Source organism: Deltaproteobacteria bacterium (assembly GCA_021159305.1).
Taxonomy (GTDB): Bacteria; Campylobacterota_A; Desulfurellia; order JAGGSF01; family JAGGSF01; genus JAGGSF01.
In genome coordinates this window covers 38,091-61,221 of sequence record JAGGSB010000031.1, presented here as the reverse complement: position 1 = coordinate 61,221, position 23,131 = coordinate 38,091, and the positions used below count along the sequence as shown (strand labels likewise).

Here is a 23,131-nt window from a genome sequence, read left to right as displayed (position 1 = left end):
CGGAATGACAGGGAAAAGTAATGTCACCCCGTGCCTGACACGGGGACGGAATGACAGGAGGGTGCGGAATGACGGAGAATAGACCCCCCTTTGCCTGCCTGTGCAGGCCACGGCAGACAGGTATTCCCCCTCAGGGGGGAAAGTAGGGGGCAAGGGAGATGAGAATACAACATTTTCTCTCTTTTTTTTCTGTCGCATTATGAAAATTTATGTTAAGAAAATGGCAGATTATAACTCTATGCCTTTTTTCTAAATGGCATTGCAAAATAAGCGTTAAGAAATGCAGGTAAAAATGCATCAGGAAAATAACAAAGAGTAGTTTTAGTTGAAGTTTTATTATTTAAGAGTTACTTTAGAGTTAATAGAGTTATATAATATAATAGAGGTGAGCTATGAAAACCATAGTGAACGAATTGTTAGATAATGTTTCCGATAGGATGCCGTGCGAGGTGATATACTGGGATGGTGAACGGGTAAGGGTTGGCAAAGATAAACCTCAATTCCGAATACATATAAAATCGCCGAGTGTCATAAAGGATATTATGAGTAATCTTTCACTGGGTTTTGCTGAGAATTACATGGATGGCAACATTGTTATAGAAGGTGATCTGCAAAAACTTGTAGGCATTGAATACGAAGAAAATGCACGAAAATTTAAAACTTCAAACAAAACAAAGATTAGAATATTTTTCAATTATATAAAAACCTTGAATACAGTAAGAAGGGCGAAAAAGAATATATCTCATCATTATGATCTGAGCAATGATTTTTACAAGCTTATGCTGGATAGAAGTATGAGTTATTCCTGTGCTTATTTTAAGGATGAAAAAGATACACTGGAGGAAGCTCAACAAAATAAATATGAGCTGATATGCAGAAAATTAGATTTGAAAGATGGCGATAGGCTCATTGATGTAGGCTGCGGATGGGGAGGCATGATAATATATGCAGCAAAGAAATTTAATATAAAGGCTACGGGAATTAATGTTTCTGAAAATCAGTATGAATATGCGAAACAGTGCATCAAGGAACAGCGCCTTGAGGGTAGGGCCGATGTTCTTTTGGAAGATTATAGAAATGTAAAGGGAAAGTTTAACAAGTTTGTTTCAATAGGAATGTTTGAACATGTGGGGAAAAAGTATTCCCGCCTGTTCTTTAAAAAGATAAGGGAGGTTTTAGAGGGTAAGGCTATCGGTGTTTTACATACCATAGCGCGCAATGTGTATGAACCAACAAACCCCTGGACCAGAAAATATATATTCCCCGGTGGATATATACCTGTTTTATCCGATATTTTAAGGGATATGGCCAGTGTAGGATTTTATACGATTGATGTGGAAAATCTACGCCCCAATTATGCAAAAACATTAGATGAGTGGATTAGACGCTTTGAGTCTAATATTGATAAGATTAAAACTATGTTTAATGAAAGATTTATAAACATGTGGAGGCTTTACTTAAATGCCGCTTCTGTTAGTTTTAAAGTTGGAAAATTAAATGTATATCAGATAGTTTTCTCAAACAGTCTGAGAGAGACTGTTCCTCTCAACAGGAATTATATTTGTGAAAGCCAATAAACATGTTGAAAGAGGAGTGAGATGACATTTTTTAAAAAATTGACAGAAAGCCTGAGTAAGACGAGAAAACAGTTTACAGAAGAGGTACATAAGCTCGGTGAAGAAGAGAAAAAAATAGACGAAGAATATATAGAGAGAATAGAAGAACTTATGATTGGAGCAGATTTTGGCATAAATGTAACAGAAAAGATGGTGGAGGGATTATCCAAAAATAAAGATATAAAGACAACAAAAGATGCAGAGTTGTTTTTAAGAGAAAAAACATACAGCATTTTAAAAACGGTAGAAAAACCATTGGCGTTGAGAGAAAAACCCTTTGTAATTATGATGGTAGGAACAAATGGCGGAGGGAAGACCACTACTATTGCCAAATTGTCTTCTTTGTTTACAGGAAGAGGCAAGACCGTGCTTTTGGGAGCATGCGATACATTTCGGGCAGCAGCTATAGGGCAGCTGGAAGAATGGGCAAAAAGGGTAAATATTCCTGTAATAAGACAAAAAGAAGGCAGTGACCCTTCGGCCGTAGCTTATGATGCGGTGAGTTCTGCTAATGCGAGGAATATTGATGTAATTATATTGGATACAGCAGGCAGAATGCATACCAAAAAGAATCTTATGGAAGAGATGAAAAAGATGAAGAGAGTGGTTAAGAAGGTTATTCCCTCCGCTCCTCAGGAAATTTTACTTACTTTGGATGCAACCACTGGACAGAATGCCATTTCACAAGCAAGAGAATTCAACAATGCATTGGGGATCACCGGCATTGTTCTTACTAAGATGGACGGGACATCGAAAGGAGGCATCATTGTTGCGATAGCATCACAGCTTCATATTCCCGTAAAATATATCGGTATCGGTCAGGAATTAGAGGATATAAAAGGGTTTGATGCCCGTCAGTTTACAGATGCACTCTTTGCCTAAAGATTGCTATAAATATAAAGACCAGAGAAAAGAATAAAAAGAATTCCAGGATTATTTTTAGAATGAAGGAAATACTAAGAAATGACAGAAAAAAACTGACAAAAGAGGCGCAGAGAAAAGAGAGGGCGAATGAACCGCAGATAAGACCCAATTCTTTCCTTCCCGCAAATTTTCCTATTTTCTTTTTTAACTGATGCGATAATAAAAAGGCATTGGTTATGCCACCTAAGGAAAAAGCCAATGCCAATCCCCAAAAACCTAAGGTAAAACCCAATAAGAAAGCCATAGCGATGGAAAAGATTGCTGTTTTAACGGCTACTTTCATCGGTGTTTTTGTATCTTTAAGCGAATAAAAGATTGACGAGAAGAGTTTTACATAGGAATAAGGCAGGAGACCAATCATAAACATAGCCAGGGCAAGGTAAGTGTTGTGGGCGTTGGAAAGTGTAAATGCCCCTCTTACGAATACAATTCTCACCACATCTTCTCCCCATATTATAAGAAAAACACTAATTGGGGGAATAATGAATGTGATAAGACGGAACAGGTGAGAGAGATGAGTGTTTATCTCCTCTTTTTTTATATCGGCGAGATAGGGTAATGCAGCTTGAGAAAGGCTTATAGAAAGGACGGCAAATGGTAGTTGAAATAGACGGTCAGCATACCAGATATAGGAAATGCTGCCTTTTTCAAGTAAGCTGGCGATGAGTGTGCTGAATACAGAATAGAGTTGAATAGCAGCCATTGATCCTAAAGCAGGTAATAATAATGTAAAAATTTTTTTTGTAGAAGGCTTAAAAGATAAGGATAATTTTATGGGGATATGCAGGTAAAATACACCTCCCATGCAAAACAGCATTTGAAGCAATCCACCCATTAGTACGCCTACGCATAAAGCGTAGATGTGAACATGAAAGAAATTATAGAAGATATAAGTGCAGGCGATAAGACTTACATTTAAAAGGACAGGAGAGAAAGCGGGGATGCCAAAGTGTTTGTGTGTATTCATTATACCGGAGAAGAGAATGGCTGAGCCGATAAGCAGAATGTATGGGAAATTTATGCGGATAAGTTTTATGAGTAAAGGATGTTTTAATAAACCGGGGGCAAATATGTAAGCAAAGATTTGAGGAAAGAGAACACCTACTGCCGTCAAAGCAAGGAAGATAAAGAAAAATACTACAACAAGATTGCCTGTTGCCTCTGCATCTTTTTTATAGTTGGATAAAACAGGCACTACCGCGGCATTCATTGCCCCCTCACCTAAGAATGCACGGAAGGTATTGGGTATGCGGAAGGAGACAAAAAATATGTCGGTTAGAAGTGAGGCACCAAAAAAATGGGCGATAACAATGTCTCTAAAAAAGCCCATTATTCTGCTTAGAATGGTATAAAAGCCGATTGTTTTTGCACCCTTTATGATATTTTTAATCACTTTTTTTTACCAGGATTACGCATTCCCCTTTTATCTTTTCTACTTTTGGAATAAGTGTAGGAGGGGTGCCAAATAGAAACTCTTCGTAGATCTTTGTCAATTCTCTGGCTATCACCACCTCTCTTTCACCCAATATTTCATTTATATCATCTAATGTTTTCTTTACCCTTAATGGTGATTCATAGATGACCAAGGTGGCATCTAAGGAGCCGTATGTTTTTAAGAGTTTTTTCTTTTTTCCTGGAGAGCGAGGAAGGAAACCTAAGAACACAAATTTATCGGTGGGCAGACCGGAGGCTTGCAGGGCACATATGGAAGCGCAGGGACCAGGTATGGGAATAACATCAATATTTTTTTGGCGGAAATATTGCACCATACGATAGCCTGGGTCTTGAATGGCAGGAGTCCCAGCATCTGAGATTAAAGCAATATTTTTTCCGCCTTTTACTAATTTTAAGGCATTTTCTATTTGCTTTTGCCAGTTTCTATCATTATATAAATAAAGAGATTTGCTTATTCCGTAATGGGACAATAGTCTCAATGAATGTCTGGGCCTTTCTGCAAAGATGATATCTACATCTTTTAAAGTATCGATGGCACGCAAGGTTATATCCTTCATATTTCCTATGGGTGTGGCAATGACAAATAATTTTCCTATCATAGATTTTTGAAGAAATTTCTAATCTCTATTATGTTTGTCCCGCAGGGTTCTTTTTCTGGGCATGGTCCTGTAAGGCAGGGAGGACCGGCTACTTTAAAAATGAAAGGTGCTACTTTTTTTGCCTGTTTTAGCATCTCCGTTGCTATCTCCCTGATTTCCCATTGAGCGCGGTAGCAGCAACGCAGGCGAAAGAAATGTAGAAGTTCTCTGGCGTTCATAGTGAGAAAAATACGGGTAGATATGGCTTGAGGCAAGATAAATCTTGCATCTTCTTTCTTTATGCCCTTTTTTAATAGTAGATTATATGTTTTTTGTGCCTTATTTAAGGTTTCAAGATATTTTTTTTCATTTTTTAACGATGGGGGTGTAACAAATCCTTCTGCTTTTGAATATCTGTGACTTCGTTGAGAAAATGAGGCGAGACGATGCCTTACTAATTGATGGCTGCAGGCACGGGATATACCCTCGATATAAAAGGAAAAAGAAGCGTGTTCAATGACGGACAGGTGTCCAGAGGAAATTACTCTTTCTAATAGATTGTGTATTTCTTTTTCTGTAATGGATTGTTTCAATATCTGCCACTCTTTGTCCGTATAGCAGATGCGAGCTGCTAAAGCACATAGCTTTTCAGGTTCAGGCGTGAAAGAGACAAGCTCTACATACATATACGAAATTTAGCATAAAATACAGTAATTTTAAAGACAAAGAATTATGTGATTACATTTTTAAATAGTAACCACGCATTCAATGCTTTTGTGTAGATTTTTATTTAAGATAATGATATAATTTCTTGTTGTTTGGTTTCGTAGGTTGACATTGATGGTTTTTTGGATATAATTCCAACGCTTAAAGCTGGCGTAGCTCAAGGGTAGAGCAGCTGATTTGTAATCAGCAGGTTGGGGGTTCAATTCCCTTCGCCAGCTCCATATGGGGGGAGGTTCCCGAGTGGTTAAAGGGGACAGACTGTAAATCTGTTGGTGTATGCCTACGGAGGTTCGAATCCTCCCCTCCCCACCATAAGTGGATGCGGGAATAGCTCAGTTGGCAGAGCACGAGCCTTCCAAGCTCGGGGTCGCGGGTTCGAGGCCCGTTTCCCGCTTTTGATATGCCCATGTAGCTCAGTTGGCAGAGCACTTCCTCGGTAAGGAAGAGGTCACAGGTTCGAATCCCGTCATGGGCTTTATGAGTGTGGAAACTATGAAGGTAGACAGAGGATTTTATGGCACAAATCAAAGGTTTGGGTTGCAAGGACTATAAAGGAGGATTTTATGGCAAAGGAAAAATATGTGCGTAAAAAACCCCATGTGAACATAGGCACGATTGGACATGTGGATCATGGAAAAACAACACTTACTTCGGCTGTTACCAAGGTTTTAGCTGCTAAGGGGTGGGCAAATTATATCGGTTATAATGAAATAGATAAAGCTCCAGAGGAGAAGAGCAGAGGCTTGACTATCAATATTGCTCATATTGAGTATGAAACGGAGAACAGGCACTATGCACATATCGATTGTCCCGGGCATGCGGATTATGTTAAGAATATGATTACCGGTGCAGCCCAGATGGACGGAACGATATTGGTGGTATCAGCCGCTGATGGTCCTATGCCACAGACCAGAGAGCATATAATTTTAGCCCGTCAGGTAGGGGTGCCTTATATAGTTGTGTTTTTAAACAAAACAGACATGGTGGATGACCCAGAATTGATAGATCTGGTAGAGATGGAGACCAGAGAACTTTTGACCAAGTACGGTTATCCCGGAGATGATCTGCCGGTTATAAGAGGGTCTGCCTTGAAGGCTTTGGAAACACCGGAAGGTGAAGAAAATGAATATACCAAGGCGATCTGGGATTTGTTGAAAGCGGTGGATGAGTATATAAAGACACCGGTGAGAGATGTTGACAAACCTTTCCTTATGCCTATTGAGGATGTATTTACTATCTCTGGAAGAGGAACGGTAGTCACGGGCAGAGTGGAAAGAGGAATTATTCATCCTGGAGACGAGGTAGAAATGGTAGGATTTAAACCTACCAGAAAAACAGTAGCAACATCTCTGGAGATGTTCAGAAAAATATTGGATGAAGGAAGGGCAGGAGATAATATCGGAGTGTTATTGAGAGGAATAAAAAAGAATGAGGTGGAAAGGGGAATGGTATTGGCCAAACCGGGGTCCATTACTCCTCATACTAAGTTCAAGGCACAGGCTTATGTTTTAACTAAAGAAGAAGGTGGTAGACACACACCGTTCTTTACAGGATACCGTCCTCAATTCTTTGTGCGGACAACGGATGTAACAGGAGTGATAAAATTACCCGAAGGGGTAGAGATGATCATGCCTGGTGATAACATTGAAGTAGAAGCAGAGCTTATTGCTCCTATTGCTTCTGAGGAAGGAACGCGGTTTGCTATAAGGGAAGGCGGAAAGACAGTAGGCGCTGGTGTAGTTACCAAGATTTTGGAGTGATATATGAGGGAAATAGTTCGTCTTGCCTGTGATGAGTGTAAGAGAATAAATTATACAACGAAGAGGAACAAAAAAGAAAAGAAGGAGAAGTTACATTTTAAAAAGTTTTGTCGGTTTTGTAAAAAACATACAATGCATAAAGAGGTGAAATAGGCCAGTAGCTCCAATTGGTAGAGCGGCGGTCTCCAAAACCGCAAGTTGGGGGTTCGAATCCTCCCTGGCCTGCCATATTTTATGAATATGAATATTGTAGAGAAGATAAAAAAATTTTTGTTAGAAGTTCGCAGCGAGATAAAGAAAGTTGTTTGGCCAGAGAAAAGGAATCTTTTTTCGGCAACAATAGCGGTTGTTATATTTATAATTGTTGTTACTGTAATTTTGAGTGTGTTAGATTACATTTTTTCTATATTAGGAGGATTGGTTTTTAAATAATGGAAGTAAAATGGTATGCTGTTCATACACAAGTAGGTTTTGAAAGAAAAGTGAAAGAGAGTATAGAAAAAGAAGCTGAGTTGCTGGGTTTTAAAGATAAAGTAAAAGAAGTGCTTGTTCCTGTAGAAGAGATTGTTGAGATAAAAAAGGGTGAGAGAAAGATAAAGCAGAAATGTCTGTATCCTAGTTATGTGTTTATAAAAGCTCATTTTGACAATGCTCTTTTTGATGTTATAAGAAAATTGACCCATGTAACAGGATTTGTAGGTAATAGGAAAGAGCCTGCTTTTTTGAGCGATGAGGATGTAGATTTGGTTTTTGAGAGGTTGAAAAAGGCCAAAGAAGCTCCCAGACCAGCGGTTTCTTTCAAGCAAGGTGATAAAGTGAGGGTTACGGATGGTCCGTTTACTGATTTTGTGGGCACGGTGGAGGAGGTGGATTTAGATAAAGCGCGCTTAAAAATAATGGTAAGTATATTTTGTCGCTCTACACCGGTGGAGTTGGATTATAATCAAGTGGATAAAATAGAGGAGTAAAACAATGAAAGAGGAAGCTGCTGCTACCATTAAGTTACAAATACAGGCAGGAAAGGCGTCTCCCGCACCGCCTGTAGGCCCGGCGTTGGGCCAGCATGGGATAAATATTATGGATTTCTGTAAGAAGTTTAATGAACAGACAAAGGATAAGGGCGATTACACTATTCCTGTAGTGATTAAGCTTTATAAGAATAGAAGTTTTTCTTTTGTTACAAAGACGCCTCCTGCATCTGAGCTTATAATGAAAGCATTGAAAATAGAAAAAGGTTCTTCTATGCCGAATAAAACTAAGGTAGGAAAACTCTCAAAAAAGGATTTGGAGAATATTGCTCGAATGAAGTTGCCGGATTTGAATACCAAGGATATAGAAAAGGCGATGAAGATTGTTGCCGGTACTGCGCAAAATATGGGCGTCGAGGTAGAATTATGAAAAGAGGTAAAAAATACTTACAGGCTTTGGAAAAATATGATCAACATAAGGAATATTCGTTGGAAGAAGGCATAAAGATATTAAAGGATATTGCCTATGCAAATTATGATGAAGCGATAGAGGTTTCTATGCATTTAGGTGTTGATCCGAGACACGCTGACCAGTTAGTTAGGGGTATGGTGGTGTTGCCTCACGGGCGTGGTAAGTCTGTTAAGGTGTTGGTTTTTGCCAAAGGAGAAAAGGTGAAAGAGGCGGAGAATGCAGGCGCAGATTATGTTGGCGGAGAAGATATGGCGGAGAAGATAAAGGGCGGATGGTTGGAGTTTGATAAGATAATTGCAACGCCGGATATGATGTCTGTAGTAGGAAAAATGGGTAAGATATTAGGGCCGCGAGGACTAATGCCCAATCCGAAATTAGGAACGGTGACATTTGATGTGAAGGGGGCTGTAGAGAGAGCTAAGGCAGGAGAAATAGAGTTTAGAGTAGATAAAACGGCTAATATTCATGCCTCAATTGCCAGAAAATCTTTTGATAGCGAAAAACTTAAGGAAAATATACTGGCCTTTTACGATTCAGTTGTGAAGGCGAAACCTAAAGCAGCAAAGGGAAGATATATAGAAACTCTTTATTTGAGTGCAACTCATTCCCCTTCTGTGAAGATTGGCGTGGGAACAATTAAATGAGGAGAGAAAATTTGGAAAGCAAAAGTATAAAGGAAAAAAGAGAAAAAGTAGAGAAGTTGAGAGAGGATGTGAGTAAATGGCAGGTCATGGTTCTTTCTGATTTTTCTGGTATGAGTATAAAAGAAATGGAAGATGTGAGAGGGGCGTTGAAGGAAAGCGGCGGCGGTTTTCATGTTATGGGAAACACGATTATAAAAAGGGCGTTAAAGGATACGGGGTTTAGTGGGCTTGTGGATAAAATCTCAGGTCCTAATGCTGTAGCTTATACCGCAGCAAACCCCGTTGATTTGATTCAAACATTAGTGAGAAAAACGAAGACTTATGAGAACTTGAAGATTAAATCAGGTGCGTTTGAAAAAAGATTGCTTTCTCGGGATGAAATTAGAGCAATTGCTACTCTCCCACCAAGAGAGGTTCTCACTGCACAACTCTTGTCTATGTTGAATGCACCTCTGTCTAATTTTATGAATGTGTTTAATGGTATCTTGCTGAAATTTATTTATGTTTTGAAAGCTTGTGAGGAAAAAAAGGATAGGACTTTAGGAGGTAATGGGAATGCCTGATATTAGTAAAGGAGATGTTGTCAAATTTATTGAGAACATGACTGTTTTGGAGATGAGTGAGTTTGTTAAAGAGTTAGAAGAGCATTTTGGAGTAAGCGCTCAGGCAATGGTTGCTCAGGCAGCTCCAGCTCAAGCGGCCGAAGAAGCAAAGCCGGAAGAGAAAACCGAATTCGACATTGTGTTGAAGGAAATTGGCCAGAAAAAGATTCAGCTTATAAAAACAGTGAGAGAGATTACAGGTTTGGGGTTGAAAGAAGCGAAGGAGTTAGTAGATAAAACCCCTACTAAAGTGAAGCAGCATTTATCCAAAGAAGAAGCAGAAGCTATTAAGGCTAAGATAGAAGAGGCAGGAGCTACTGCTGAAGTTGAATAAACTTTACTTGTTTTATAGATGAGGGGAAGGGGTTTCGGTACCTCTTCCCTTATTTTTTGCACTGAGATGAGGTGAATATGAGTGAACCTTTACTTTCTGGTAGGAGGTTGAGGCTTGATTTTTCGAAGATGCATAAGATTTTGCCTGTTCCTGACCTTTTAGATGCGCAGTTGAGGTCCTATTATGATTTTTTGAGTGAGGATCTTGGAGTGGAGAAAAATTTAAAGAGGTTGTTTGAAACAACCTTTCCAATAGAGGATATTCATGGTCGGCTTACATTGGAGTTTGTTGATTACGAAGTTGGCCATTCCAAACACAAGCCTGATGAGTGTAGAGCAAAGGGCATTACTTATGGCGGTTCACTACTTATGATAGTGAGGCTTACTGTTTGGAATATTGATGAAAAAACAGGCAAGAGGATATCTCCGCAGGATGTAAAAGAGCAGAAGATATATTTAGGCGAGATGCCGTTGATGACAGAAAAGGGCAGTTTTATTATAAATGGGGTAGAAAGGGTTATTGTTAGCCAGTTGCATCGTTCACCGGGACCTATATTTAAAAAACTTGCTTTATCCTCAACTGGAGGAAGAGTTTTTTATCATGGTCAAATTATCTCTGATGTGGGTTCATGGATTGAATTCGAATCAGACGTAAAGGATGTTATTTATGCTCGTATAGATAGAAAAAAGAAGTTTCCTGCTACCATTATCCTTAAGGCATTGGGACTTGGAGAGGAGAAGATGTTTTCTCTCTTCTATTCTCCTACAAAAGTGAGAATAGACAATGGTGCGTTTTTTGTAGAAGCCTCTGATAAAGCTCGTGGATTTAAGGTAAATGCGGATGTTGAGAAAGACGAAGAGATAGTCGTCTTGAAGGATGAAAAGATATCTTCCGAATCGGTGGAGAAAGCAAAACGATGCGGCGTGGAATGGTTTCCTGTGGATAAAGAGCAGATAGTGGATCATTATTTGTATAAAAGTGTGTTGGACGAGAAGGGAGAAGTTATTCTGGATTGCGGAGATATGATAACTAACAGTTACCTGGATGTCTTTGAGTCTATGGAAAATGTAGTTTTAGAGTTGATTTGCGCAGATTATGATGATTACACGATAAGAAACACACTAATTTTAGATAGAGAGATAATGGGGAAATTTAAGACGGCTGCTTTTGACAATGTGCCAGAAGAAGATGTAGCCAAAATATATATTCATCATGTATTGAGACCTGGTGAATCTGCGACAACTGAAAGTGCTAAAACTTTTTTTAATATGTTGTTTTTTGATCCCAAGAGATATGATGTTTCATTGGAGGGAAGATTAAAGTTAAACGAGATCTTTAATATAGATGTACCGGAAGATATAAGAATATTAACCCCTGATGATTTTGTTGGTATGCTTAAATATTTAATTTTATTGAAGAATGAAGTAGTCATACCGGATGATAGGGATAGCCTTTTTAATAGAAGATTAGGCTTGGTTGGTGAACTGCTTTATGGACAGATGAGAATAGGTCTTTTAAGGATGCAGAAACTCATCAAAGATAGGATGATAATTAGGGATATAGCAGGTATAACACCATTTGATCTTATAAATGCTAAACCTGTAACATCGGCAATTATGAGCTTTTTTTCTATGGGCCAACTCTCCCAATTTTTAGATCAGACAAATATTTTGGCGGAGATTAGTCACAAGAGAAGATTGTCGGCGTTGGGTCCTGGAGGATTAACAAGAGAGAGAGCAGGTTTTGAGGTAAGGGATGTCCATCCTTCTCATTATGGAAGGATCTGCCCGGTGGAAACGCCAGAAGGGCCTAACATAGGTCTTATTACCTCTATGGCTACATATGCAAGAGTAAATAGATATGGTTTCTTAGAAACGCCTTATAGAAGAGTAAAAGATGGAAAGGTTTTAACTGAACTGGATTATCTCATGGCATCGCAAGAAAAGGGACATATTATTGCTCAGGCAAATGCAGCTTTAAATCCGGATGGGACATTTAAGAATAAATATGTTTCCGCTCGAAAGGATGATGAATTTGTTATGGTCAAGAGAGAAGAGGTAACTCTGATGGATGTTTCTCCGAACCAGTTAGTGGGTGTAACTGGTTCGCTCATTCCTTTTCTTGAGCATGATGATGCCAATCGTGCACTTATGGGTTCGAATATGCAGAGGCAAGCTGTGCCTCTGATTACAAACGAGGCGCCATTAGTTGGTACGGGAATGGAGAGTGTTGTAGCCAGATATTCTCGTAGTGCGGTTATTGCTCAGAGAGACGGTGAGGTAGTAAGAGTGGAAGCTAACAGAATATGTATAAGGAGTAAAGAGAAGGAAAATCTTTGTAACCTGGATGATTATCCAATAAGAAGGTTTGAGAAAACCAACCAAAATGTATGTTTTGATCAACACCCCATTGTAAATGTAGGGGATAAAGTAAAAAAAGGACAGGTCATTGCAGACGGACCAACAATGGATAAAGGAGAATTAGCTTTAGGGAAAAACCTGGTGGTAGCTTTTATTCCGTGGTACGGATATAATTATGAAGATGCAGTTGTTATTTCTCACCAGGCAGTTGATGAAGATGTTTATACTTCAGTGCACATAAGAGAATTTGATGTTTCTGTAAGAGACATCAAACTGGGGTTGGAAGAAATTACTGCCGATATTCCCAATGTCTCATCTGAGGTGATAAGAAACCTGGACGAAAACGGTATTGTGAGGATAGGTGCTTATGTAAAACCGGGGGATGTGCTTGTGGGCAAGATTACACCGAAAGTAGAGACTTACTATTCACCTGAAGAGAGACTCTTAAGAGCGATATTCGGAGAGAAAGCAAGTAATGTTGCTGATTCGTCCCTACGGGTTCCTTCTGATGCAGAAGGTGTGATTATAGATGTGAAAATATTGAGAAGCAGACAAGCAGAAAAAGGGGATCGCTTTAAAGAGATGGAAGAGATGAATGTGGAGAATATAAATAAAGAGTTGCAGAGTAAGTTAAACATTGTAAACAAATTATATATGGACAGTTTAAAGCAACTCATTGCTCAAAATCCTTTAGAAAAGGATGTGGTGAATATAAAGGGAAAAATAGTGGAGAAGAAGGGGAAACGGGTTTCAATAAAGAAACTGTCTTCTCTGGATGTAAATGGGCTAAAGAGTCTATGTGTTTCCAAAAAGCTTAAGCAAAAATCGCTTTCAATAGAGCGTTATTACAAGAAAATGATCAAGGATCTGAAAGAATCCGCAGCAGAAGAAATAAAAAATACAGGAAAGGAAGATGATTTGCCGTCTGGAGTGGTAATGGCGGTAAAGGTTTATATGGCAGTCAAGAGAAAACTTATGGTGGGAGATAAAATGGCTGGCAGGCATGGTAATAAGGGAGTTGTATCTAAAATATTGCCAGCTGAGGACTTGCCATTTTTAGAGGACGGAACGCCAGTGGACATTGTTCTTAATCCGTTGGGTGTGCCTTCTCGAATGAATATTGGTCAGATATTAGAAGCACATCTGGGTTTTATTTGTAAAGGATTAGGAGAGAAGATTAATGTTCTGGTTAAACAAGGAAAAAAAACCGCTATAAGAAATTTTTTGAATGACATTTTTGAGGGAAATAAGAGGGAGACTAAAGCATTTATAGAGCGTTTAAGTAATGAGGAACTTACGAGATTTGCCATTGATTGGGCAAGTGGCGTGAAGGCAAGCGTGCCTGTTTTTGAAAGTGCAACAGAGGAAGAGCTTGAAGGCCTGGTTAAGAGAAGCGGAATAAAGTTATCCAAAATGAAATTATACGATGGTGTTACAGGGGAGCCGTTTGCCAATCCTGTATCTGTGGGTTGCATGTATGTGATGAAGCTCAATCATCTGGTAGAAGATAAAATACATGCAAGAAGTATAGGTCCTTACTCCTTAGTGACACAACAGCCCTTAGGAGGAAAAGCGCAATTTGGTGGTCAGCGATTCGGAGAAATGGAGGTGTGGGCATTGGAAGGTTATGGTGCTGCGTATACTTTACAGGAGATGCTCACTATAAAATCAGATGATATTCCTGGCAGGAACAAGGCTTATGAGTTTGCGACGAAGGGAAAAGATATAACTTTGGGAGGAGTACCCGAATCATTTAATGTACTTGTTCAGGAATTGAAATCCTTGTGTTTAGATGTGGAACTTTTAAAGAGCGTTAGGAGTGTTTATTGATGGATGAAATGTTTACTATTTTAAAAGGTAAACCAAGGTCTACGAGGGATTTTGATGCGATAAGGATAGGTCTTGTTTCCCCGGATAAGATAAGGGAATGGAGTTATGGCGAGGTGAAGAAGGCAGAAACGATCAACTATAGAACATTTAAACCTGAAAGAGATGGTCTTTTCTGCGCTCGTATATTTGGACCAATGAAAGATTATGAATGTTTGTGTGGGAAGTATAAGAGGATAAAGTACAAGGGTGTTGTGTGCGAAAAATGTGGTGTAGAAGTAACGGAGGCAAGGGTAAGAAGAGAAAGGATGGGACATATTGAGCTTGCTACACCAGTTAGTCATATATGGTATTTGAGAAGTATTCCTAGCATAATGTCTCTGTTTTTTGATATTAAACTGAAAGACTTAGATCGGGTTATATATTATGAATCTTACATAACTATAAAGAGCACTGTTCCGGAAATTCCGGTGAAGAAGACTCTTTCAGAAAAGGAATATCGCGAGGCGAAAGAAATATATGGAGATAAGTTTGTTGCAGAAATGGGTGCTTCAGCTATAAGAAAATTATGGGAAAAGATAGATATTGATGCATTACATGAAGAACTTCAAGAAGCAATTAGGACAACGACATTTACGGCAAAGAAGAAGAAGACTGTAAGAAGGGCACGAATAGTAGAGAAATTCAAGCGGGCAGGAAGCAGGCCAGAATGGATGATATTGGAGGTTTTGCCTGTTTTGCCCCCCGATTTGCGCCCGTTGGTTTCTTTGGAGAGTGGAAGATTTGCATCCTCGGATTTAAACGATCTTTATAGAAGAGTAATTAATAGAAATAATCGTTTAAAAAGACTTATGGAATTGGGTGCGCCATCCATTATCGTTAGGAATGAGAAGAGAATGCTTCAGGAAGCGGTAGATGCATTACTGGATAACGGAAGGAGAAAACAGGTAGTAAGAGCAAGTAACAATAGACCATTAAAATCTCTTTCGGATTCCATAAAAGGGAAAGCAGGAAGATTTCGTCGCAATCTTTTGGGCAAAAGAGTGGATTATTCCGGTCGCTCGGTAATCATTGTGGGACCTGAGTTAAAATTAGGCCAGTGTGGATTACCTCGTCTTATGGCATTAGAACTTTTCAAACCCTTTATTTACAATAAACTTATTGATTTAGGGTTAACCAGCACAATAAAAGGTGCGAAGAAAATGGTGGAAAGAAGAGAGGAAGTGATATGGGATATTCTGGAGGAAATAGTTAAAGAATATCCTGTGCTTTTAAACAGAGCTCCTACGCTTCATAGACTTTCTATTCAGGCTTTTCACCCTGTACTTATCAAGGACAAAGCTATTCAACTTCATCCTCTTGTTTGTCCAGCCTTTAATGCAGATTTTGATGGAGATCAGATGGCAATACATGTTCCCCTGTCTCCAGAAGCAAAGATGGAAGCAGAGGTTTTAATGTTGTCTCCGCATGGTGTTATTTCTCCTGCCAGTGGAAACCCTGTTGCTGTCCCTACACAGGATATGGTATTGGGCATTTACTATATGACGAAACCAAAAAATGGTGTTATTGGCGAGGGGATGCTTTTTTCATCCCCAGACGAGGCTAGATTTGCTTACGATAATGATGTATGTTCATTAAACGCTTCTATTAAAGTGAGGATGGATGGTGAAATGGTAAGCACAACCACAGGTAGAGTGATTTTGGGTGGAATTTTGCCTGATGGTGTGCCATTTGAACTGGTAAATAAAACGATGAAAAAGAAAGATGTAGTTAATGTGGTAAATTACATCTATAAAAACAAAGATTTACCTACTACAACAAAATTTTTAGATGATGTAAAAGAAATGGGTTTTTGTATGGCGACCCGAGCAGGTATATCTATTTCTCTTGATGATATAGATGTGCCCCTGGAGAAGAAGAGAATAATTGAAGTTGCCGATGAGAAGGTAAAAGCGATTGCGGAACAATATAGACAAGGTCTTCTAACGGATATGGAGAGATATAATAAGGTAGTGGATATATGGAGTGGGGCAACGGATAAGATTGCCGATGTAATGATGAAAAATTTAGGCGGGGAATTTGGAGAAAGTTTTAATCCTATATATGTTATGGCTGATTCTGGTGCTCGTGGTTCAGCACAGCAGATAAGACAACTTGCAGGTGCAAGAGGTTTGATGGCTAAACCATCAGGAGATATTATTGAAACCCCGATTAAGTCAAACTTTAAAGAAGGATTGAGTGTACTGGAATATTTTATTTCTAGCCATGGGGCGAGAAAAGGATTGGCTGATACAGCGTTGAAAACAGCGAATGCAGGATATTTGACGAGAAAACTTGTGGATGTGGCACAGGATGTAATAATCACCGCTGAGGATTGTGGTTCAACAGAAGGTATGTATGTCTCGGCAATTATTACAAGTGGTGAAGAAATAGAAAGTCTAAGAGAAAGGATATCGGGGAGAACAGCGGCAGAGAATGTAATTAATCCTTTTACAAAGAAGATAATTGTAGAGGAAAATGAGATTATAAGTGATAGAAAAGCAGATGAAATTGCAGAAGTAGGGATAAAAAGGGTAAAAATACACACTGTTCTTACCTGCAAGATGGATCATGGGGTATGTGCCAAGTGCTATGGTCTGGATTTAGCGAGGGGCGAAAAAGTGGAGTTAGGAGAGGCAGTGGGTATTATTTCTGCTCAATCTATAGGTGAGCCGGGAACACAGCTTACCTTAAGAACCTTTCACATTGGGGGAACGGCGAGCAAAACAGGGGAAAAGATGAGTGCAGAAACATCTCGAGCAGGCATTGTCAGGTTTTGCAATTTGGAGATTGCTGAAAATTCCAGCAAAGAGCGTATTGTTCTTTCTAGAAGGGATGCTTATGTACTGGTGACGGAACCGCAAATAATAGCTGTAAACAGTGGAAAAGTAAAGATTACTGAAGATACTGTGAACTATAATATAGCAGTAGGTGATAATGAAAATTATACTTTAAAAAAAGTAGATTTTGTTACAGAGAAGGATGTATTTGGCAGCGGCGCAGAGGCTATAGGTAAATTTATGTTTACAGTAAAAGATGGGGCTGTTACATCTTCTGGTACTTTGCTGGCAGAGAGGATATTGGAGGTATGGGATGTGCCACGCAAGATCCCTTATGGCTCGAGGATTCATGTAAATAAAGGTGAAACACTTAAACGTTTTGTACGCGTAGAGGAGGGGGGAGAAGTTTGTCTTTATGCCTTATCCGGTAATAAATTGATAGAAATAGATGATTTTCATCAGGGGGTGGTGAACAGGCATGGAACGCATATTTTTATAAAGAAAGACAATGAAATTGTTGAGAGACATTATATTCCAAGAGGATCTATTATATATGTAAGAAAAGGAAGTACAGTTAAGCCGGGCGAACTTATTGTAGGGTTCAATGATGAGAAAGCAAAACAAAGATTTGAAAGTGACCCGGAGTTGTTTAAATCTGTTTGTGTTCTTTCTGAATGGGATGCATATAGTGACTTTATTTTAGTGAGTGTTGAAGGATATATAAAATATTTAGATATAGAACAGGGCAGTACTTTTAAAGAAGATATAGATAGGGTAACAGGCCTAAGGAACAAGATAATTATTGAATCTCGTGATCCCCTTCTTCGCCCTCGTATTGCCATTGTTGATAAAGATGGTAATGTAAAAAAATTGCCGGGTATAGATGAGGAAGCTGTCTATTATCTTCCTACAGGAACGATTCTCCTTAAGAACGATGGTGATTATGTTAAGGCAGGAGACGAGATGGGAAAAATTCCTAAGGAATTGATAAAGACAACGGATATAACAGGTGGACTGCCCAGAGCAAATGAATTGTTCGAAGCAAAAGTACCAAAGAACGCAGCAGTAGTTACTGAAATAAATGGTATAGTTTCTTATGGTAAGACGATAAAAAGCAAGAGAATGCTTGTTGTGACCTCTACTGGAGGAACGAGAAAAGAATATGCTATCTCTCGTGACAAGAGATTGCTTGTGTATCCGGGAGATAGAGTAGAAATGGGGGAACCCTTGACAGATGGAGTGGTAGACCCACATGACATTTTAGAGATATTGGGCGAGAGGGAATTGCAAAAGCATTTGCTAAATGAAGTTCAGCAGGTTTATAGATTGCAAGGAGTGAACATAAATGACAAACATATAGAGATAATTGTAAGGCAAATGCTTTCTAAGGTGATAGTAGAAGACGCAGGAGATACAGGGTTTATGGAAGATGAGATGGTTAATAGGTTTAGGTTTATGAAAGAAAACCTGAAGATGATAGAGGACGAAAAGAAACCTGCTATAGGAAGGATTATCCTTTTGGGAATTACGAAAGCGGCGTTGAGTGCGGAGAGCTTTGTTTCTGCCGCTTCATTTCAGGAGACAACACGAGTGCTCAGAGAAGCCAGTATTTCTGGAGCAATAGATCTTCTTAAGGGATTGAAGGAAAATGTGATTGTGGGGCGGTTGGTTCCTGCAGGTACGGGTCAAAGGCGATTTGACGAGATAGGCATTGTACCAAAAACACTTGACAAATAAGCTTTTTGTTGATACCGTTACAACCGCTTTGTTTTTTAAAAGGAGGAAAGATGCCAACGATTAATCAACTAATTAGAAAGGGAAGAAGAAACAAAAAAGAAAGCAAAAAAATGTTGGCGCTGGAGGGCTGCCCTCAGAAAAGAGGTGTTTGCATAAGGGTGTATACAACAACACCGAAGAAGCCAAATTCTGCTTTAAGGAAAGTGGCGAGGGTGAAGTTGACCAGTGGCGCTGAGGTAACCGCATACATTCCCGGAGAAGGTCATAGCTTACAGGAGCATTCTATCATTTTGGTAAGAGGAGGCAGAGTGAAAGATTTACCGGGAGTGAGGTATCATGTAGTGAGAGGTGCTTTGGATACGGGAGGAGTTGAGGATAGAAAACAGGGAAGATCTAAATATGGTGCGAAGAAACCAAAGAGTGGAGTGTAGTTTATGCGAAGGCGAAGGGCAGAGCAGAGGAGTATTTCTCCTGACCTTATTTATAAAAGTGTATTGGTAGCTAAAATTATAAATAATATAATGTGGGATGGTAAAAAGACGGTTGCTGAAAGGGCATTTTATAAAGCGATGGATATTGTGAAAGATAAAACAGGACAGGATCCGATGGAAGTTTTAAAAAAAGTAATGTCCAACATTATGCCTCGATTAGAGGTGAGGCCGCGTAGAGTAGGTGGGGCTACTTACCAGGTACCAGTGGAAGTGAGAGCTTCTAGGCAGAGAAGCTTGGCTGTTCGATGGTTGGTTGGCTATGCAAGAAAAAGGCACGAGAAAAGGATGTTTGAGAAATTGGCGAATGAGATATTGGATGCCAGCGAAGGTAAGGGTGGCGCGGCTAAAAAGAGAGGGGATGTACATAAGATGGCGGAAGCGAATAGGGCTTTTGCTCACTACAGGTGGTGATGTTGGAATATGGGAAGATTACATTCATTGGACAAAATACGCAATATAGGAATAATTGCTCATATAGATGCTGGCAAAACAACAACCACGGAACGAATGCTTTTTTATACCGGCGTTTCACATAAGATGGGCGAAGTAGATTCAGGGACAGCCGTTATGGATTGGATGGAGCAAGAGAGAGAAAGAGGGATTACCATTACTGCTGCTACTACCACTTGTTTTTGGAGGGGATGTTGTGTAAACATCATTGACACTCCAGGACATGTGGATTTTACGGTAGAAGTAGAGAGGTCTTTGAGAGTTTTGGATGGAGCGATAGGTGTGTTTTGTGGCGTATCAGGGGTGGAACCGCAGTCGGAAACAGTATGGAGACAAGCGGACCGGTATAATGTGCCGCGTATTGCTTTTGTGAATAAAATGGACAGAATAGGTGCAGATTATTTTCGGGCGGTAGATGATGTGAGACAGAAGTTGGGTGCAACTGTGTTACCTTTGCAAATACCAATAGGAGAAGAAGATAGTTTTGTGGGTGTGGTGAATGTAATAAATAGGAAAGCCTATGTTTGGGATTTAGATAAATTAGGAATGCAGTTTTCTGTTCGTGAGGTTCCAGAAAAGCTAAAGAAAAAGGTAGAAAAAACAAGGCAACAAGTAATAGAGGTGTTGGCTGATTTTGATGAGTCAATTATGGAAAAATATATAGAAGGGAAAGATATAAGTGAAGAAGAGGCGAAAAGGGTTACAAGAAAAGCTACTTTGACGGGGAAAGTTATCCCTGTTTTATGTGGTAGTGCTTTTAAAAACAAGGGCGTACAGCCACTCTTAGATGCTGTTGCGGATTTTCTTCCTTCGCCCGGAGATGTTCCTCCTATGAAAGGTTTTAATCCTTTAACGGGAGAAGTAATAGAGAGAGGGGCTGATGATAACGAACCTTTTTCTGCTTTGGTTTTTAAGATAGTTAATGATCCTTTTGTGGGTAGGTTGGTATACTTACGGATTTATTCTGGTACGATGAAGGTAGGTAGTTATGTGTATAATTCCACTAGAGATATCAAGGAACGAGTAGGAAGAGTTTTGCGCATGCATTCTAACAAGAGAATAGATGTAGACACAATGTATGCGGGAGATATAGTAGGGGTCGTTGGATTAAAACATACTTTCACTGGTGATACACTATGTGATGAAAATAAAAGGGTTGTTTTTGAGTCGATGAAATTTCCTGAACCTGTAATTTCTGTAGCGGTTGAGCCAAAGACGAAAGCTGATCAAGAGAAGCTTTCTCTGGCGTTAAAATACATGGCTGACGAGGATCCTACATTTCATGTAAGATGTGATGTGGAAACGGGACAGACAATAATATCAGGAATGGGCGAGCTGCATTTGGCTATAATCGTCGATCGTCTGCGTCGAGAGCAGCATGTGTCAGTAAATGTAGGCAAACCTCAAGTAGCTTATAAGGAAACTATAAGAAAATGTGTGGAACGGCAGGAGGGAAAATTTGTCAGACAAACAGGTGGCAGGGGACAATACGGACATGTTGTTTTAAGGATTGAACCCCTAAAAAAGGATAAGAGGTTTGAGTTTGTTAATGCTATACATGGTGGTGATATACCAAAGGAGTTTATCCCGTCTGTTAAAAAAGGCTTGCAAGAAGCAATAGAGTCTGGTGTTTTAGCGGGTTATCCTGTGGTTAAAGTTAAGGTTACTTTGATTGATGGTTCTTATCATGTGGTTGATTCTTCTGATATAGCTTTTAGAATTGCAGCTTCTATTGCCTTTAAAGAGGGAATGAAGAAAGCTGATCCTTACTTTTTAGAGCCTATTATGGCTATAGAGGTAAATGTTCCCAAGGAACATTTAGGTAATGTTGTGGGAGATATCAATGCACGACGAGGACGAGTGTGGAGCGTAGAGGAAAGAGGAGAACAGAAAATAGTCAAGGCATTCATTCCGCTTTCGGGAATGTTTGTATATGCGACAAACTTGCGTTCTCTTACGCAGGGAAGAGGAACATATGTGATGCAATTTGATCATTATGAGGAAGTTTCTAAAAACATTGTGGAAAAGATAAAAGGGTTGTAGGAGGACTTATGGACTTCAAAAATAGAGTTTTTTATAATACAAATCAAAGGTTTGGGTTGCAAGGACTATAAAGGAGGATTTTATGGCAAAGGAAAAATATGTGCGTAAAAAACCCCATGTGAACATAGGCACGATTGGACATGTGGATCATGGAAAAACAACACTTACTTCGGCTGTTACCAAGGTTTTAGCTGCTAAGGGGTGGGCAAATTATATCGGTTATAATGAAATAGATAAAGCTCCAGAGGAGAAGAGCAGAGGCTTGACTATCAATATTGCTCATATTGAGTATGAAACGGAGAACAGGCACTATGCACATATCGATTGTCCCGGGCATGCGGATTATGTTAAGAATATGATTACCGGTGCAGCCCAGATGGACGGAACGATATTGGTGGTATCAGCCGCTGATGGTCCTATGCCACAGACCAGAGAGCATATAATTTTAGCCCGTCAGGTAGGGGTGCCTTATATAGTTGTGTTTTTAAACAAAACAGACATGGTGGATGACCCAGAATTGATAGATCTGGTAGAGATGGAGACCAGAGAACTTTTGACCAAGTACGGTTATCCCGGAGATGATCTGCCGGTTATAAGAGGGTCTGCCTTGAAGGCTTTGGAAACACCGGAAGGTGAAGAAAATGAATATACCAAGGCGATCTGGGATTTGTTGAAAGCGGTGGATGAGTATATAAAGACACCGGTGAGAGATGTTGACAAACCTTTCCTTATGCCTATTGAGGATGTATTTACTATCTCTGGAAGAGGAACGGTAGTCACGGGCAGAGTGGAAAGAGGAATTATTCATCCTGGAGACGAGGTAGAAATGGTAGGATTTAAACCTACCAGAAAAACAGTAGCAACATCTCTGGAGATGTTCAGAAAAATATTGGATGAAGGAAGGGCAGGAGATAATATCGGAGTGTTATTGAGAGGAATAAAAAAGAATGAGGTGGAAAGGGGAATGGTATTGGCCAAACCGGGGTCCATTACTCCTCATACTAAGTTCAAGGCACAGGCTTATGTTTTAACTAAAGAAGAAGGTGGTAGACACACACCGTTCTTTACAGGATACCGTCCTCAATTCTTTGTGCGGACAACGGATGTAACAGGAGTGATAAAATTACCCGAAGGGGTAGAGATGATCATGCCTGGTGATAACATTGAAGTAGAAGCAGAGCTTATTGCTCCTATTGCTTCTGAGGAAGGAACGCGGTTTGCTATAAGGGAAGGCGGAAAGACAGTAGGCGCTGGTGTAGTTACCAAGATTTTGGAGTGATATAGATTATGGCACAGATCATAGATTTGAGCTTAGAAAACTCCAA

At 39.6% G+C, this 23,131-nt stretch carries 19 protein-coding genes and 5 tRNA genes; 21 read left to right on the top strand and 3 right to left on the bottom strand.

The window, feature by feature from the left end; genetic code table 11:
* Positions 1-392: 392 nt before the first annotated feature.
* Together J7J10_02245 and ftsY are read left to right on the top strand one after the other, a co-directional pair.
* Positions 393-1,577 (top strand): class I SAM-dependent methyltransferase, encoded by a 1,185-nt coding sequence (locus J7J10_02245; protein MCD6129756.1) that lies wholly within the window; start codon positions 393-395, stop codon positions 1,575-1,577.
* Between the two features lie 21 nt (positions 1,578-1,598).
* Positions 1,599-2,498 carry a signal recognition particle-docking protein FtsY gene (ftsY, locus tag J7J10_02240; GenBank protein ID MCD6129755.1) on the top strand — a complete coding sequence of 300 codons (900 nt, stop codon included), beginning with the start codon at positions 1,599-1,601 and terminating at the stop codon, positions 2,496-2,498.
* On the opposite strand, the gene murJ is transcribed toward ftsY, so the two are convergent.
* From murJ to J7J10_02225, 3 genes are read right to left on the bottom strand one after another with little or no spacing between them, the layout of a single operon-like run.
* Entirely contained in the window at positions 2,476-3,933 is a 1,458-nt protein-coding gene (gene murJ, locus J7J10_02235; protein MCD6129754.1) for a murein biosynthesis integral membrane protein MurJ, read from the bottom strand. The two genes, ftsY and murJ, sit on opposite strands and share 23 nt — an antisense overlap.
* The gene (gene rsmI / locus J7J10_02230; GenBank protein MCD6129753.1) at positions 3,926-4,594 is read right to left on the bottom strand and encodes a 16S rRNA (cytidine(1402)-2'-O)-methyltransferase; all 669 of its coding nucleotides are present in this window, start codon (positions 4,592-4,594) and stop codon (positions 3,926-3,928) included. The genes murJ and rsmI overlap by 8 nt, the downstream gene beginning before the upstream one ends.
* Positions 4,591-5,259: an FAD-dependent thymidylate synthase gene (locus J7J10_02225; protein MCD6129752.1), complete on the bottom strand. Its 669-nt coding sequence runs from the start codon at positions 5,257-5,259 to the stop codon at positions 4,591-4,593. The genes rsmI and J7J10_02225 overlap by 4 nt, the downstream gene beginning before the upstream one ends.
* A 186-nt stretch (positions 5,260-5,445) precedes the next feature.
* On the opposite strand from J7J10_02225, the gene J7J10_02220 reads away from it, so the two are divergent.
* From J7J10_02220 to tuf (J7J10_02130), 19 genes are all read left to right on the top strand, one after another.
* Positions 5,446-5,520: transfer RNA gene (locus J7J10_02220), tRNA-Thr, on the top strand.
* A 5-nt stretch (positions 5,521-5,525) separates the two neighbouring features.
* Positions 5,526-5,611: transfer RNA gene (locus J7J10_02215), tRNA-Tyr, on the top strand.
* A gap of 9 nt (positions 5,612-5,620) precedes the next feature.
* Positions 5,621-5,693 (top strand) — tRNA-Gly (locus J7J10_02210).
* Between the two features lie 8 nt (positions 5,694-5,701).
* Positions 5,702-5,774, top strand: a tRNA-Thr gene (locus tag J7J10_02205).
* Between the two features lie 88 nt (positions 5,775-5,862).
* Complete coding sequence (gene tuf, locus J7J10_02200) at positions 5,863-7,059, top strand: elongation factor Tu (protein MCD6129751.1); 1,197 nt, start codon at positions 5,863-5,865, stop codon at positions 7,057-7,059.
* 3 nt (positions 7,060-7,062) lie between these two features.
* Entirely contained in the window at positions 7,063-7,212 is a 150-nt protein-coding gene (gene rpmG / locus J7J10_02195; protein ID MCD6129750.1) for a 50S ribosomal protein L33, read from the top strand.
* Positions 7,211-7,287: transfer RNA gene (locus tag J7J10_02190), tRNA-Trp, on the top strand. Before rpmG ends, J7J10_02190 begins: the two co-directional genes overlap by 2 nt.
* Positions 7,288-7,299: 12 nt before the next feature.
* Entirely contained in the window at positions 7,300-7,491 is a 192-nt protein-coding gene (secE, locus tag J7J10_02185; protein ID MCD6129749.1) for a preprotein translocase subunit SecE, read from the top strand.
* On the top strand, positions 7,488-8,027 hold the full coding sequence (gene nusG, locus J7J10_02180) for a transcription termination/antitermination factor NusG (GenBank protein MCD6129748.1): 540 nt from the start codon (positions 7,488-7,490) through the stop codon (positions 8,025-8,027). The genes secE and nusG overlap by 4 nt, the downstream gene beginning before the upstream one ends.
* 4 nt (positions 8,028-8,031) lie before the next feature.
* A complete protein-coding gene (rplK, locus tag J7J10_02175; protein MCD6129747.1) occupies positions 8,032-8,457 on the top strand; it encodes a 50S ribosomal protein L11 in 426 nt (141 codons plus the stop codon).
* Positions 8,451-9,143: a 50S ribosomal protein L1 gene (locus tag J7J10_02170; protein MCD6129746.1), complete on the top strand. Its 693-nt coding sequence runs from the start codon at positions 8,451-8,453 to the stop codon at positions 9,141-9,143. The genes rplK and J7J10_02170 overlap by 7 nt, the downstream gene beginning before the upstream one ends.
* Positions 9,144-9,154: 11 nt before the next feature.
* Positions 9,155-9,706 (top strand): 50S ribosomal protein L10, encoded by a 552-nt coding sequence (locus J7J10_02165; GenBank protein ID MCD6129745.1) that lies wholly within the window; start codon positions 9,155-9,157, stop codon positions 9,704-9,706.
* Positions 9,699-10,079 (top strand): 50S ribosomal protein L7/L12, encoded by a 381-nt coding sequence (rplL, locus tag J7J10_02160; GenBank protein ID MCD6129744.1) that lies wholly within the window; start codon positions 9,699-9,701, stop codon positions 10,077-10,079. The genes J7J10_02165 and rplL overlap by 8 nt, the downstream gene beginning before the upstream one ends.
* A gap of 77 nt (positions 10,080-10,156) precedes the next feature.
* On the top strand, positions 10,157-14,269 hold the full coding sequence (gene rpoB, locus J7J10_02155; protein ID MCD6129743.1) for a DNA-directed RNA polymerase subunit beta: 4,113 nt from the start codon (positions 10,157-10,159) through the stop codon (positions 14,267-14,269).
* 8 nt (positions 14,270-14,277) lie between these two features.
* Complete coding sequence (gene rpoC, locus J7J10_02150; protein ID MCD6129742.1) at positions 14,278-18,822, top strand: DNA-directed RNA polymerase subunit beta'; 4,545 nt, start codon at positions 14,278-14,280, stop codon at positions 18,820-18,822.
* A gap of 50 nt (positions 18,823-18,872) precedes the next feature.
* On the top strand, positions 18,873-19,253 hold the full coding sequence (locus J7J10_02145; GenBank protein ID MCD6129741.1) for a 30S ribosomal protein S12: 381 nt from the start codon (positions 18,873-18,875) through the stop codon (positions 19,251-19,253).
* Positions 19,254-19,256: 3 nt separating this feature from the next.
* Entirely contained in the window at positions 19,257-19,724 is a 468-nt protein-coding gene (gene rpsG / locus J7J10_02140; protein ID MCD6129740.1) for a 30S ribosomal protein S7, read from the top strand.
* A 9-nt stretch (positions 19,725-19,733) separates the two neighbouring features.
* Positions 19,734-21,806, top strand: a complete 2,073-nt coding sequence (gene fusA / locus J7J10_02135; GenBank protein ID MCD6129739.1) for an elongation factor G — start codon at positions 19,734-19,736, stop codon at positions 21,804-21,806.
* Between the two features lie 82 nt (positions 21,807-21,888).
* Positions 21,889-23,085: an elongation factor Tu gene (gene tuf, locus J7J10_02130; protein ID MCD6129738.1), complete on the top strand. Its 1,197-nt coding sequence runs from the start codon at positions 21,889-21,891 to the stop codon at positions 23,083-23,085.
* Positions 23,086-23,131: the final 46 nt, after the last annotated feature.

Coding starts and splice junctions, on each gene's coding strand:
- rsmI (MCD6129753.1), bottom strand. CDS start 4,594: ATGATAGGAAAATTATTTGTCATTGCCACACCCATAGGAAATATGAAG.
- rpoB (MCD6129743.1), top strand. CDS start 10,157: ATGAGTGAACCTTTACTTTCTGGTAGGAGGTTGAGGCTTGATTTTTCG.
- secE (MCD6129749.1), top strand. CDS start 7,300: ATGAATATTGTAGAGAAGATAAAAAAATTTTTGTTAGAAGTTCGCAGC.
- J7J10_02145 (MCD6129741.1), top strand. CDS start 18,873: ATGCCAACGATTAATCAACTAATTAGAAAGGGAAGAAGAAACAAAAAA.
- rplK (MCD6129747.1), top strand. CDS start 8,032: ATGAAAGAGGAAGCTGCTGCTACCATTAAGTTACAAATACAGGCAGGA.
- rpmG (MCD6129750.1), top strand. CDS start 7,063: ATGAGGGAAATAGTTCGTCTTGCCTGTGATGAGTGTAAGAGAATAAAT.
- rpoC (MCD6129742.1), top strand. CDS start 14,278: ATGTTTACTATTTTAAAAGGTAAACCAAGGTCTACGAGGGATTTTGAT.
- fusA (MCD6129739.1), top strand. CDS start 19,734: ATGGGAAGATTACATTCATTGGACAAAATACGCAATATAGGAATAATT.
- tuf (MCD6129751.1), top strand. CDS start 5,863: ATGGCAAAGGAAAAATATGTGCGTAAAAAACCCCATGTGAACATAGGC.
- rpsG (MCD6129740.1), top strand. CDS start 19,257: ATGCGAAGGCGAAGGGCAGAGCAGAGGAGTATTTCTCCTGACCTTATT.
- J7J10_02225 (MCD6129752.1), bottom strand. CDS start 5,259: ATGTATGTAGAGCTTGTCTCTTTCACGCCTGAACCTGAAAAGCTATGT.
- J7J10_02245 (MCD6129756.1), top strand. CDS start 393: ATGAAAACCATAGTGAACGAATTGTTAGATAATGTTTCCGATAGGATG.
- tuf (MCD6129738.1), top strand. CDS start 21,889: ATGGCAAAGGAAAAATATGTGCGTAAAAAACCCCATGTGAACATAGGC.
- ftsY (MCD6129755.1), top strand. CDS start 1,599: ATGACATTTTTTAAAAAATTGACAGAAAGCCTGAGTAAGACGAGAAAA.
- rplL (MCD6129744.1), top strand. CDS start 9,699: ATGCCTGATATTAGTAAAGGAGATGTTGTCAAATTTATTGAGAACATG.